This is a genomic window from Pseudomonas sp. 3A(2025) (assembly GCF_054589175.1).
Map to the genome: position 1 here is coordinate 280,673 of NZ_BAAILM010000025.1, position 12,095 is coordinate 292,767.

Annotated in this window: 12 protein-coding genes, 1 rRNA gene and 1 pseudogene; 6 read left to right on the forward strand and 8 right to left on the reverse strand. The window is 59.8% G+C overall.

The genetic code is table 11. The features are described 5' to 3' along the window. Positions 1–7 precede the first annotated feature (7 nt). Genes nuoJ through nuoN form a run of 5 tightly spaced genes read left to right on the forward strand, consistent with a single transcriptional unit; the run spans position 8 to position 5,724 of the window. Positions 8–523 carry an NADH-quinone oxidoreductase subunit J gene (gene nuoJ / locus ACYP2A_RS10565; protein WP_459744939.1) on the forward strand — a complete coding sequence of 172 codons (516 nt, stop codon included), beginning with the start codon at positions 8–10 and terminating at the stop codon, positions 521–523. Beyond that, positions 520–828 (forward strand): NADH-quinone oxidoreductase subunit NuoK, encoded by a 309-nt coding sequence (nuoK, locus tag ACYP2A_RS10570; RefSeq protein WP_003317980.1) that lies wholly within the window; start codon positions 520–522, stop codon positions 826–828. The genes nuoJ and nuoK overlap by 4 nt, the downstream gene beginning before the upstream one ends. Further along, a complete protein-coding gene (nuoL, locus tag ACYP2A_RS10575; RefSeq protein ID WP_459744940.1) occupies positions 825–2,675 on the forward strand; it encodes an NADH-quinone oxidoreductase subunit L in 1,851 nt (616 codons plus the stop codon). The genes nuoK and nuoL overlap by 4 nt, the downstream gene beginning before the upstream one ends. A 39-nt stretch (positions 2,676–2,714) precedes the next feature. After that, complete coding sequence (nuoM, locus tag ACYP2A_RS10580) at positions 2,715–4,247, forward strand: NADH-quinone oxidoreductase subunit M (RefSeq protein ID WP_459744941.1); 1,533 nt, start codon at positions 2,715–2,717, stop codon at positions 4,245–4,247. A 7-nt stretch (positions 4,248–4,254) separates the two neighbouring features. Continuing rightward, the gene (nuoN, locus tag ACYP2A_RS10585; protein WP_459744942.1) at positions 4,255–5,724 is read left to right on the forward strand and encodes an NADH-quinone oxidoreductase subunit NuoN; all 1,470 of its coding nucleotides are present in this window, start codon (positions 4,255–4,257) and stop codon (positions 5,722–5,724) included. Positions 5,725–5,784: 60 nt separating this feature from the next. Here nuoN and ACYP2A_RS10590 read toward each other — a convergent pair whose 3' ends face one another. The 7 genes and pseudogenes from ACYP2A_RS10590 to ACYP2A_RS10620 all read right to left on the reverse strand — a co-directional run bounded on the left by ACYP2A_RS10590 (position 5,785) and on the right by ACYP2A_RS10620 (position 11,305). Continuing rightward, positions 5,785–6,849, reverse strand: coding sequence for an AI-2E family transporter (locus tag ACYP2A_RS10590; RefSeq protein WP_459744943.1), 1,065 nt, complete (start codon positions 6,847–6,849; stop codon positions 5,785–5,787). A 107-nt stretch (positions 6,850–6,956) separates the two neighbouring features. Beyond that, positions 6,957–7,787 carry a methyl-accepting chemotaxis protein gene (locus ACYP2A_RS10595; protein WP_459744955.1) on the reverse strand — a complete coding sequence of 277 codons (831 nt, stop codon included), beginning with the start codon at positions 7,785–7,787 and terminating at the stop codon, positions 6,957–6,959. 27 nt (positions 7,788–7,814) lie between these two features. After that, positions 7,815–8,636 (reverse strand): annotated as a pseudogene (locus ACYP2A_RS10600) (cache domain-containing protein); the annotation flags it as partial. 74 nt (positions 8,637–8,710) lie between these two features. Further along, the gene (locus tag ACYP2A_RS10605; RefSeq protein ID WP_459744944.1) at positions 8,711–10,027 is read right to left on the reverse strand and encodes a sensor histidine kinase; all 1,317 of its coding nucleotides are present in this window, start codon (positions 10,025–10,027) and stop codon (positions 8,711–8,713) included. After that, positions 10,024–10,692 carry a response regulator transcription factor gene (locus ACYP2A_RS10610; RefSeq protein WP_459744945.1) on the reverse strand — a complete coding sequence of 223 codons (669 nt, stop codon included), beginning with the start codon at positions 10,690–10,692 and terminating at the stop codon, positions 10,024–10,026. Before ACYP2A_RS10610 ends, ACYP2A_RS10605 begins: the two co-directional genes overlap by 4 nt. After that, positions 10,692–11,000 carry a PepSY domain-containing protein gene (locus ACYP2A_RS10615; protein ID WP_459744946.1) on the reverse strand — a complete coding sequence of 103 codons (309 nt, stop codon included), beginning with the start codon at positions 10,998–11,000 and terminating at the stop codon, positions 10,692–10,694. The genes ACYP2A_RS10610 and ACYP2A_RS10615 overlap by 1 nt, the downstream gene beginning before the upstream one ends. Next, positions 11,000–11,305 carry a PepSY domain-containing protein gene (locus ACYP2A_RS10620; RefSeq protein WP_459744947.1) on the reverse strand — a complete coding sequence of 102 codons (306 nt, stop codon included), beginning with the start codon at positions 11,303–11,305 and terminating at the stop codon, positions 11,000–11,002. The genes ACYP2A_RS10615 and ACYP2A_RS10620 overlap by 1 nt, the downstream gene beginning before the upstream one ends. Positions 11,306–11,491: 186 nt before the next feature. Here ACYP2A_RS10620 and queD point away from each other — a divergent pair, with 186 nt between their 5' ends. After that, positions 11,492–11,848 (forward strand): 6-carboxytetrahydropterin synthase QueD, encoded by a 357-nt coding sequence (gene queD, locus ACYP2A_RS10625; protein WP_459744948.1) that lies wholly within the window; start codon positions 11,492–11,494, stop codon positions 11,846–11,848. A gap of 133 nt (positions 11,849–11,981) precedes the next feature. Here queD and rrf read toward each other — a convergent pair. Beyond that, positions 11,982–12,095 (reverse strand): 5S ribosomal RNA (gene rrf, locus ACYP2A_RS10630); the annotation flags it as partial.

A 12,095-nucleotide genomic window follows, 5' to 3' on the forward strand; every position in this document is an offset into this window, starting at 1 on the left:
AGTACAGATGGAATTCGCTTTCTATTTCGCATCCGGCATTGCTGTGGTGTCGACCCTGCGGGTCATCACCAACACCAATCCGGTGCATGCCCTGCTCTACCTGATCATTTCGCTGATTGCCGTGGCCATGACGTTTTTCGCCCTCGGCGCACCATTTGCCGGTGTCCTGGAAATCATAGCCTACGCCGGCGCCATCATGGTGCTGTTCGTGTTCGTCGTCATGATGCTCAACCTGGGACCGGCTTCGGTGCAGCAGGAACGCGCCTGGCTCAAGCCCGGCATCTGGGGCGGCCCGGTGTTTCTCGGCGCACTGCTGCTCGGTGAGCTGCTGTATGTGCTGTTCAGCAACCCGAGCGGTGCGGGCCTTGGCCACACCACCGTGGACGCCAAGGCCGTCGGCATCAGTCTGTTCGGCCCTTACCTGCTGGTCGTGGAGCTGGCGTCGATGCTGCTGCTGGCCGCTGCCGTGACTGCATTCCACCTGGGGCGCAACGAACCCAAGGAAGAAGGAGCCAAGCCATGAATGCTATTCCTCTCGAACATGGCCTGGCGGTTGCCGGTGTCCTGTTCTGCCTGGGCCTGGTCGGCCTGATGGTGCGCCGCAACATCCTTTTCGTGCTCATGAGCCTGGAAATCATGATGAACGCGGCGGCCCTGGCATTTGTGGTGGCGGGTAGCCGTTGGGGTCAACCGGATGGACAGGTGATGTTCATTCTGGTGATCAGCCTGGCGGCGGCCGAGGCCAGTATCGGCCTGGCGATCCTGATGCAGCTGTATCGCCGCTTCCACACTCTCGATATCGATGCTGCCAGCGAGATGCGCGGATGAACCTTCTTTTCCTGACTTTCGTATTTCCCCTGATCGGTTTTCTGCTGCTGTCGTTCTCGCGTGGACGCTTCTCGGAAAACCTCTCGGCACTGATCGGCGTCGGCTCGGTCGGCCTGTCGGCCATCGTCACGGCCTGGATCATCTGGCAATTCAACGTCGCACCGCCAGAGGGTGGTCATTACACCCAGGTGCTGTGGCAGTGGATGGACGTCGATGGCTTCAGCCCCAACCTGGCGCTGTATCTGGACGGCCTGTCGGTCACCATGCTCGGCGTGGTGGTCGGCGTCGGCTTCCTGATCCACCTGTTCGCCTCGTGGTACATGCGCGGTGAAGAGGGCTACTCACGCTTCTTCTCCTACACCAACCTGTTCATTGCCAGCATGTTGTTCCTGATTCTGGGCGACAACCTGCTGTTCATCTACTTCGGTTGGGAAGGCGTGGGCCTGTGCAGCTACTTGCTGATCGGTTTCTACTACAGCCATCGCAAGAACGGCGATGCGGCGCTCAAAGCGTTTATCGTGACCCGTGTCGGCGACGTGTTCATGGCCATCGGCCTGTTCATCCTGTTCCAGCAACTGGGCACCCTGAACATTCAGGAACTGCTGGTGCGGGCACCGGAGCACTTCAAGGCCGGTGACTTCTGGATCGTTCTGGCCACCCTGATGCTGCTGGGCGGCGCGGTGGGCAAATCGGCGCAGCTGCCACTGCAAACCTGGCTGGCCGATGCGATGGCAGGCCCGACACCGGTTTCGGCACTGATCCACGCCGCAACCATGGTGACGGCAGGTGTTTACCTGATCGCCCGGACCCACGGCCTGTTCGTGCTGGCGCCGGATGTTCTGCATCTTGTCGGTATCGTCGGTGGCGTTACGCTGGTGATGGCCGGTTTCGCTGCTCTGGTACAGACCGACATCAAGCGGATTCTCGCCTACTCGACCATGAGCCAGATCGGCTACATGTTCCTGGCCCTGGGCGTTGGCGCCTGGGAAGGCGCGATCTTCCACCTGATGACCCACGCTTTCTTCAAGGCGCTGCTGTTCCTTGCTTCCGGTGCGGTGATCGTCGCCTGCCACCACGAGCAGAACATCTTCAAGATGGGCGGCCTGTGGAAGAAACTGCCACTGGCCTACGCCAGCTTCATCGTCGGTGGTGCCGCCCTGGCTGCCCTGCCGCTGCTGACCGCAGGCTTCTACTCCAAGGACGAGATTCTCTGGGAAGCGTTCGCCAGCGGTCACAACGGCTTGCTGTACGCCGGCTTGCTCGGCGCGTTCATGACCTCGATCTACACCTTCCGCCTGATCTTCATCGCCTTCCACGGCGAAGCCAAGACCGAAGCACATGCGGGCCACGGCATTTCCCACTGGCTGCCACTGTCGGTGCTGATCGTGCTGTCGACCTTCGTCGGCGCCTGGATCACTCCGCCACTGGCCGGTGTGCTGCCGCAAAGCGTCGGCCATGCCGGTGGCGAAGCCAAGCACAGCCTGGAAATCGCCTCGGGTGCCATCGCCATTGCCGGTATTCTGCTGGCCGCGGTGCTGTTCCTGGGCAAGCGCACGCTGGTGACCGCAATCGCCAACAGCGGCATCGGTCGTTTGCTGTCGGCCTGGTGGTTTGCCGCGTGGGGCTTTGACTGGATCTACGACAAACTGTTCGTCAAGCCTTATCTGGCGATCAGCCACTTGCTGCGCAGCGACCCGTTCGACCGCATCATTGGTCTGATCCCGCGTCTGGTCAAAGGCGGTCATGTGTCCATGAGCCGCACCGAAACCGGCCAGCTTCGTTGGTATGCAGCCTCGATCGCCGTGGGAGCCGTTCTGGTCCTGGGCGCCGTTCTGGTTGCGGTCTGACATGAACCTTGCGAATTTGCGAAAGGAATTGAGCCCGTCATGATTCTGCCTTGGCTAATCCTGATCCCCTTTATCGGCGGCCTGCTCTGCTGGTTGTTTGAGCGCGTCAGCGCCACACTGCCACGCTGGATCGCGCTGGCGACCATGTCCCTGCTGCTGGGCCTCGGCCTGTGGCTGTGGGCGACCGGCAACTACAACCTGGCGCCGGCTCCTGCCGCCGGCCCCCAGTGGACCCTGGAGTTCCAGGCCGACTGGATCACCCGCTTCGGCATCAGCCTGCACCTGGCCCTGGACGGCCTGTCGCTGCTGATGATCCTGCTCACCGGTCTGCTCGGCGTTCTGTCGGTGCTGTGCTCGTGGAAGGAAATCCAGCGCAAGGTCGGCTTCTTCCACCTGAACCTGATGTGGATTCTGGGCGGTGTGGTTGGCGTGTTCCTGGCCATCGACCTGTTCCTGTTCTTCTTCTTCTGGGAAATGATGCTGGTGCCGATGTATTTCCTCATCGCGCTCTGGGGTCACAGCTCCTCGGATGGCAAGAAGACCCGGATCTACGCGGCGACCAAGTTCTTCATCTTCACTCAGGCCAGCGGCCTGATCATGCTGGTGGCGATCCTGGGTCTGGTGCTGGTGCATTACAACCAGACCGGCACCCTGACCTTCGCCTACGCCGAGCTGCTGAAGACCCAACTGGCCCCCGGCACCGAGTACATCCTGATGCTGGGCTTCTTCATCGCTTTCGCGGTGAAGCTGCCGGTGGTGCCGTTGCACTCCTGGCTGCCTGATGCTCACGCCCAGGCGCCCACCGCAGGTTCTGTGGACCTGGCGGGTATCCTGCTGAAAACGGCGGCCTATGGCCTGCTGCGCTTTGCCTTGCCGCTGTTCCCTAACGCCTCGGCCGAGTTTGCGCCGATTGCCATGACGCTGGGCCTGATCGGTATCTTCTACGGCGCCTTCCTGGCCTTTGCGCAAAGCGATATCAAGCGTCTGATCGCGTTCTCCAGTGTGTCGCACATGGGTTTCGTGCTGATCGGGATTTACTCCGGCAGCCAGCAAGCCCTGCAAGGCGTGGTCATCCAGATGATCGCCCACGGTGTTTCGGCAGCCGCGCTGTTTATCCTCAGCGGTCAGCTGTACGAGCGTCTGCATACCCGTGACATGCGCCAGATGGGTGGCCTGTGGTCGCGCATTCCTTACCTGCCGGCAATCAGCCTGTTCTTCGCCGCCGCGTCCCTGGGCTTGCCGGGTACCGGTAACTTCGTCGGTGAGTTCCTGATCCTGCTGGGCAGCTTCGTGCACTCGCCATGGATTACGGCGATTGCCACTTCCGGTCTGGTGTTCGGTTCGGTCTATTCGTTGATCATGATCCACCGCGCGTACTTCGGCCCTGCCAGTTCCGACCAGGTCTACAAGGGCATGGATGCGCGGGAAATGCTCATGGTGCTGGGGCTTGCCGTTCTGTTGATCGTGCTCGGGGTTTACCCGCAGCCGTTCCTGGACACATCGGCGGCGACCATGCACGGCGTGCAGCAATGGCTAGGCACTGCCTTCACTCAACTCGCTTCGGCCCGGTAAGAGCGCTATGGACCTGACGATTCAACACTTTATTGCGCTTGGCCCCCTGCTGATCACCAGCCTCACCGTTGTGGTGGTGATGCTGGCGATCGCATGGCGGCGCAATCACTCGCAAACCTTCCTGCTCAGCGTGGCCGGTCTGAACCTGGCGCTGCTGTCGGTTTACCCGGCACTCAAGGTCGCGCCGCTGGTGGTGACTCCGTTGCTGCACATCGATGCCTTCGCGTGCTTCTACATGGCGTTGATCCTGGCCTCGACCCTCGCCTGCGTGACCATGGCCCATGCTTATCTGGGCGATGACAAGGTCGGCTACCCGGGTAACCGCGAAGAACTGTACCTGCTGATTCTGCTGGCAGCCGCCGGTGGTCTGGTACTGGTCAGCGCGCAACACCTGGCGGGCCTGTTCATTGGTCTGGAACTGCTGTCGGTGCCGGTTTACGGCCTGGTGGCCTACGCCTTCTTCAACAAGCGTTCGCTGGAAGGCGGCATCAAGTACATGGTGCTGTCGGCCGCCGGTTCCGCGTTCCTGCTGTTCGGTATGGCGCTGCTGTATGCCGAAGCCGGCAGCCTGAGCTTCGACGGTATCGGCAAGGCGCTGGCGGCCACCGGCCTGCCAAGCCCGATTGCCAGTATCGGCCTGGGCATGATGGTGGTAGGTCTGGCGTTCAAGCTGTCGCTGGTGCCTTTCCACCTGTGGACCCCGGACGTCTACGAAGGCGCCCCGGCGCCGGTCGCCGCCTTCCTGGCCACCGCCAGCAAGGTCGCGGTATTCGCGGTGCTGGTGCGTCTGTTCCAGATTTCTCCAGCGGCCAGCGGCGGCGTGCTGCAGGATGTGCTGGCGGTGGTAGCGGTCGCGTCGATTGTGGTCGGTAACCTGCTGGCGCTGGTGCAGAACAACCTCAAGCGTCTGCTGGGTTATTCGTCGATTGCCCACTTCGGTTACCTGATGATCGCCCTGGTGGCGAGCAAGGGCATGGCTGTCGAGGCGATTGGCGTGTACCTGACCACTTACGTGCTGACCTCGCTGGGCAGCTTCGGCGTCATCACCATGATGTCGTCGCCTTACAGCGGTCGCGATGCCGATGCGATGTTCGAGTACCGTGGCCTGTTCTGGCGCCGTCCGTACCTGACGGCGGTCATGACCTTGATGATGTTGTCGCTGGCCGGCATTCCGCTGACCGCAGGCTTCATCGGCAAGTTCTACATCATTGCCAGCGGTGTCGAGTCGCACCTGTGGTGGCTGGTCGCGGCACTGGTGCTGGGCAGCGCCATCGGCGTCTTCTACTACCTGCGCGTAATGGTCACCATGTACCTGGTGGACAACAAGATGCCGCGCCACGATGCCGCTTTCAACTGGGCACAGCGTACCGGTGGCGTGATGCTGCTGGCCGTGGCGATCCTGACCTTCGCGCTGGGTGTCTACCCGCAGCCGTTGCTGGATCTGGTGATCAACTCCGGGCTGCATGTGCCGGGCTGATTGCTTGCGGTATAAAAAAACCCTGCTCTGGAAGCAGGGTTTTTTTCGTCTGTTTTCAGCTTATCCGGGAAGCTGGATGCGCTTCTTGGTTTCGGAGAACAACGCCCAGCACGAGATGAACAGTGCGGCAATCAAGGGGCCGATAACAAAGCCATTCAAGCCAAACACTGACATGCCGCCCAGGGTGCTGATCAGAATCAGGTAGTCCGGCATGCGCGTGTCCTTGCCGACCAGCACCGGACGCAGGACGTTGTCGACCAGACCAATGACCAGCACGCCGAACAGGGCCAGTACCACGCCTTGCCAGATCATGCCGCTGAGCAGGAAGTACACCGCCACCGGCGCCCAGACAATGCCCGCACCCACCGCTGGCAACAGCGACAGAAAGGCCATGATCACTGCCCAGAGCAAGGCGCTGGGGATGTCCAGAACCCAGAAGATAAAGCCACCCAGCGCACCCTGGGTGACGGCGACCACGACGTTGCCCTTCACCGTAGCGCGCACAACGCGGTTGAACTTCAGTTGCAGGCGGCGCTTGTGTTGATCGGCCAGTGGCACAGCGTTACGGATCTTGCGTACCAGTTCCTGGCCATCGCGCAGGAAGAAGAACAACAGGTAGAGCATGATGAAGAAGCCCACCACAAAATCGAACGTACCTTGGCCAAAGCTGAATGCCTGGGTGGCCAGATACTGGCTGCCTTGCATGGCGCCCTTGGCGATCTTGTCACGCAGGCCATTGAAGTCGCCCATGCCCATGCGGTCCAGCAAGTGTTGTCCTGAGGCTGGCAACAGTGCCTTGAACTCGTTGAGGTAGCTGGCAATGTCCAGCTGACCACTTTCGACGTTCTTGTAGAGCAGCGCCCCTTCCTGGACCAGCATGGCACTGATCACGATCACCGGCAAAATGGCGATGATCAGGCATATCGCCAGGGTAATGAGGCTGGTCTGGTTGCGCGAGCGACCAAAACGCAGTTGCAGGCGGCGCTGCAAGGGGGAAAAGAGGATGCCGAGGATTACTGCCCAGAATACGGCGCCGTAGAACGGCAGCAAGATCCAGATGAAGGCAATGGTGACCAGCGCCACTAACAGCAGCAGGGTCTTGTTTTGCAGGTTGGTTTCGTTCATGTCTCATCCATGTCGTCAGGGCGGACTCTATGTCCGCTCTAGAGCGTTAGTCCGCCCGGACGCGCACGAGTGCCATACGTGATGGCAAATCGCTGGATGAGGTGGTGTCAGACCCTGAATTGTGTGGCCAAAGCCCCCAGGCGCTGGCCCAGTTCGGCCAGGCTGCGTGAAGTCTGGGCACCCTGGCGGGTTTCATCGGCCACACTGTCCACCGCCACGGCAATCTGGTGGACGCTGCGGTTGATCTCTTCGGCCACGGCAGTCTGTTCTTCGGCAGCACTGGCGATCTGCGCGTTCATGGCATTGATGGTCGCGATCAGCTCACCGATGGTGACCAGCGAACGACCGGCTTCATTGGCTTGAACCGAAGTGCCATCCCCGGCTTCGCTGGAGCGGCGCATGGCACCCACGGCATCGGAAGTACCCTGCTGCAGCCGGGTAATCATCGACTGGATTTCCTGGGTGCTTTGCTGGGTACGACTGGCAAGCGCACGGACTTCGTCGGCCACCACCGCGAAGCCACGTCCGGCCTCCCCTGCCCTGGCGGCTTCAATGGCGGCATTGAGGGCCAACAGGTTGGTTTGTTCGGCAATGGAGCGGATCACGCCCAGCACACTGACGATCGACGAAACATCCTGCTGCAGGCTGTCGAGCGAGACGCCACTCTTGCGAATATCGTCCACCAGTGAGTGGATCTGCGCGATGCTGCCGTCGACCACGCGCTTGGCGGCGCGGCCTTGCTCGTCGGTCTGCTGGGCGGCGGTCGAGGCATTCTGGGCGCTTTTGGCAACTTCCTGGGCGGCCGCAGACATCTGGTTGATGGCGGTGGCCACCTGGTCGGTTTCGTAGCGCTGGCGATCCATGGCTTGCTCGGAGCGCTGGGCCTGCGAGGAGACCTCTGAGACCAGCCCGGTCAATTGGGTCGTCACTTCGGTCATTTGCCGCACCAGGCCATGAATCTTGTCGACAAAGCGGTTGAAGGAACCAGCCAGTTCGCCCAGTTCATCCTGGCTGGTGATTTGCAAACGCTTGGTCAGGTCACCGTCACCCGCTGCAATATCGTCGAGGTTGGCTTTCATCAGGCGCAAAGGACGCAATAGCGTACCGGTCACCAGCGCACCGACCACGCTGATCACGATTAGCAGCAACACGGTGATACCGACAATGCTGTAGAGCATTTCCTGCAAGCGCGCCTCGACACTTTGCCGAACCTGGCTGACCTGCGCTTCGATGCCATCGAGATTGACGGCGCTGCCGACCACCAGATCCCATTTGGGCAGGTACTCGGTGTAGCCCACCTTGGGTACCGGTTCGGTCTTGCCCGGCAAGGCCGAGGCGTAGCGCACGTAGTGCGTACCGTTCTTGGCCACCGCGACCAGTTCGCGGTTCAGATAGATGCCATTGGGGTCGCGGACATCCTTGAAGCTTTTGCCCAGGCCATCGGAACTGTTGCTTCTGAAGATACGGATGATCTCGGAGTCGTAGCCGAACAGGTAGCCGTCCTTGCCGTAGCTGACTGCGGAGAACAGTTTGATGGCTGTGGCTTTTGCGGTTTCATCACCCGGCGCAGCCGCGTCGTACATGGGCTTGATGGCGCTGAGGGCAATCGACACATGGTCTTTGAGATTGGTCTTGGCTTCTTCAAGCAAACGCTCGCGGGTTTCGCTGACTTCCAGCTCCGCTTGTTGCTGGAGGATATAGACGGTGGCGGCACTGATGATCAGCGCGAACAGAAGCACAGGCACGACGGCCAGTAACAGCACTTTGGCTTTGAGGTTTGGACGCATAGGAAATGCCTTGTGGTTATTGTTGTTGTAGAACCCCAGCTCTTGATCGGTTATCGGCTCCTGTGTGCTTATGTTTAGGTGCGCTCGGGCAAATCGATACGGACCTGCAAGCCGCCTGCGGGGCTTTCCAGCAGTTGCAGTGTGCCTCCCCAGGCATCGACGATGTCGCGCACGATCCCCAATCCCAAACCGTGCCCGGTGGTTTGCTCATCCAGTCGCGTGCCGCGGCTGAAAACCGCTTCGCGGCGTGACTCGGGAATTCCCGGCCCATCGTCATCGACCAGCAACCAGGTCCCCTGAAGGCTCTGGCCCAAGCTTAAGCGCACCTCACTGTCGGCCCATTTACAGGCGTTGTCCAGCAAGTTACCCAACAGTTCTAGCAGATCTTCGCGATCCCATGGCAGGAAAAGTCCGCTCGGAACATCGTTGATCAATTGCAGGTGTTCGCCGTGGATCATCTGCAGGGTGGAAAACAGGCCCGGCAGCTCTACGTCGCAGTCGAAACGGGCACCTGGCAGGGCATCTCCGGACAGGCGCGCGCGGTTGAGTTCACGCTCCAGGCGCTGCTGAATCTGCTCAAGCTGCTGTTGCAGGGTTTTGCGCAAGGCGGGGTGGGCATCGAGTTGCTGGTTGGAGGCCAGGCTGAGCATGACCGCCAGCGGCGTTTTCAAGGCATGGCCAAGATTGCCCAGTGCATTGCGTGAGCGCTTGAGGCTGTCTTCGGTATGGGCCAGCAAGTGGTTGATCTGGTCAACCAGAGGCTCAAGCTCACGAGGCACCTGATTGTCCAGTTGTGAACGCTGCCCTTGCTGCAATTGGGAAATCTGTTCGCGCACGATATCGAGCGGACGCAGCGCCCGGCGTACGGTGACGCGTTGCAGGATCAGCACCAGGATCAATGCGGCCAGTCCCAGCCCCATGCCTATCTGCTGCATGCGCTGGAAGCTCTTGCGTACCGGCGTGTAGTCCTGGGCGACGGTGATGGAAATCTTCTGCCCGAATTTGCGGTAGTCCGCAGTCAGCATCAACAGCGACTGGCCGGTGTTGCCCAGCTCGAGGTTGGCGTGCAGACCATTGCTCTGTGGCTGCGGCAGTTCGAAATCCCACAATGAGCGTGAGCGCCAGTGGCCATCGGCAAAGTCGACACGAAAGTAATGACCCGAGAAAGGCCGATGATAAGCCCCCGACAAACGCTGCTCATCGAGCTGCAAGCCTGCCGGGCCTCGCACAAGGGCGACCAGCAGGTTTTCGCTTTCGTTACGCAGGCCTGACTCCAGGTAACGCTGCAGGCCCATCTCGAACAACCACAGGCTGGTTTGCGCCATGATCAGACCGATGACCAGCATGATCGCGATCAAACCGAGACTGAGACGCCGCTGAATCGACTTCAACCGCCTGCCCCGCCGAACAGATAGCCCTGGCCCCGGCGGGTTTCGATGACGGCACGGCCCAGTTTGCGCCGCAGATGGTTGACATGGACTTCGATGACGTTGGAGTCGCGCTCGTTTTCACCGTCGTACAGATGCTCGGACAAATGGCTTTTCGAGAGAATCTGCTCGGGGTGCAGCATGAAATAGCGCAACAGGCGAAACTCGGCGGACGTCAGCTGGATGTCGACCCCGTCGCGAGACACCGATTGACGGCCCTCATCCAGATGCAGCCCTGCAGACTCCAGTTTCGGCTGGTTGGCCAAGCCGCGGGCTCGACGCAGCAGTCCCTGGATACGCAGTTGCAGTTCTTCGGGATGAAAAGGCTTGGTCAGGTAGTCGTCGGCTCCGGCCTTGAGTCCTTCGATACGTTCTGACCAGGAACCCCGTGCGGTCAGTACCAGCACCGGAGTGACCAGGCCATTGCTGCGCCAATGTGCCAGGACCTCAAGCCCGGGCACACCGGGAAGGCCCAGGTCGAGCACGATCAAATCATAGGGTTCGCTGAGGCCTTGATACTGGGCGTCACGGCCATCGGCCAGCCAATCGACGGCATAGCCTTGCCGGGCCAGCGTCGACAACAGCTCATCGGCCAGCGGGACGTGATCTTCAACCAGAAGCAGCCGCATCAGTCATCTTCCTCATCTTTAAGCAGTCGGCTGTCGCGGGCATCGAACTTGAGCTCGCGGACAACACCTTCGGTTGTCAGCAACTCGAATTCGTAGACATAGACACCGTGTTTTTCTTCAAGCTCCGCTTCCAGCAGCCTGGAGCCTGGGTGGCGCGCCAATGCCTGCTCGATGAATTGCTCAAGCGGCAGGATAACGCCACGCTGGCGCAATTGCAGAGCCTCGTCCTGGTCCAGATCTCTGGCCTGAGCGCATGTACACAGTGCAATCAGACCGAGCAGGGCTATACGGCGCTTGTTGACACTCATTAGTCATCCTGATGGTTCTTATGGATCTTGCCTGTTACAGCGTCGAGCTGCAGATCCCAGTCAATCCCTTTGCTGTCGCGCAGGTCGAGCTGGTAGACGTATTTGCCGTATTCGTTCTCAAGCTCGGTATCGGTGATGATGGCTCCTGGATGGGCCGCCAGTGCCACGGCATTCAGTTTTTCGAAGGACTGAATGACACCGGTGTCTCTGAGTCTCAGTGCCTCATCCGGTCCAACCTCACGTGCCAGGGCAAACGTGGTAATCAAAAGGCAGGACGACGCCAAGAGGGTTACAAAAGCGTTCATAGGGGCTCCATGATTGAAATAGCTATTCATGAGCACCACGATACCGCTGCCAACTTAACTCAAACTGAATAGGTCTGGCCACCTGCCATCAGCCTTGCGCAGGGTTGTAACTTTGGCTGTTATCGCCGCGTTTGACGCCTTTGCTGTTACACTCGGCACCTGCATCTCGTTTATAGAGTCAAGATTTTGGAAATATTCAAGGAATTTACTTTCGAGTCCGCTCATCGCCTTCCGCATGTACCTGAAGGCCATAAATGCGGTCGCCTGCACGGCCATTCGTTTCGTGTTGGTATTCATTTGTCGGGCCCGGTAGATCCTCATACTGGCTGGATACGGGACTTTTCAGAGATCAAAGCGATCTTCAAGCCTCTTTATGAGCGCCTGGATCACAACTATCTCAATGACATTCCAGGCCTTGAGAATCCGACTAGCGAAAACCTGGCGAAATGGATCTGGCTTGAACTGAAGCCACTTCTGCCAGAGCTGAGTGCGATCAGGATTCACGAAACCTGCACGAGTGGCTGCGAGTATCGCGGCGACTGAAAAGCAGGGTTGTTATAAAGACCGCCTTTTGGGGCGGTCTTTTTTTGCCTGAGAATTGGCACCTTTCCGGATTTTCTTTCGCGCAAAAGCAAACCCCCTGTCTGCTTTCGCAGACAGGGGGTTTGGGATTGAATCTTGACGATGACCTACTCTCACATGGAGAAGCTCCACACTACCATCGGCGATGCATCGTTTCACTGCTGAGTTCGGGATGGGATCAGGTGGTTCCAATGCTCTATGGTCGTCA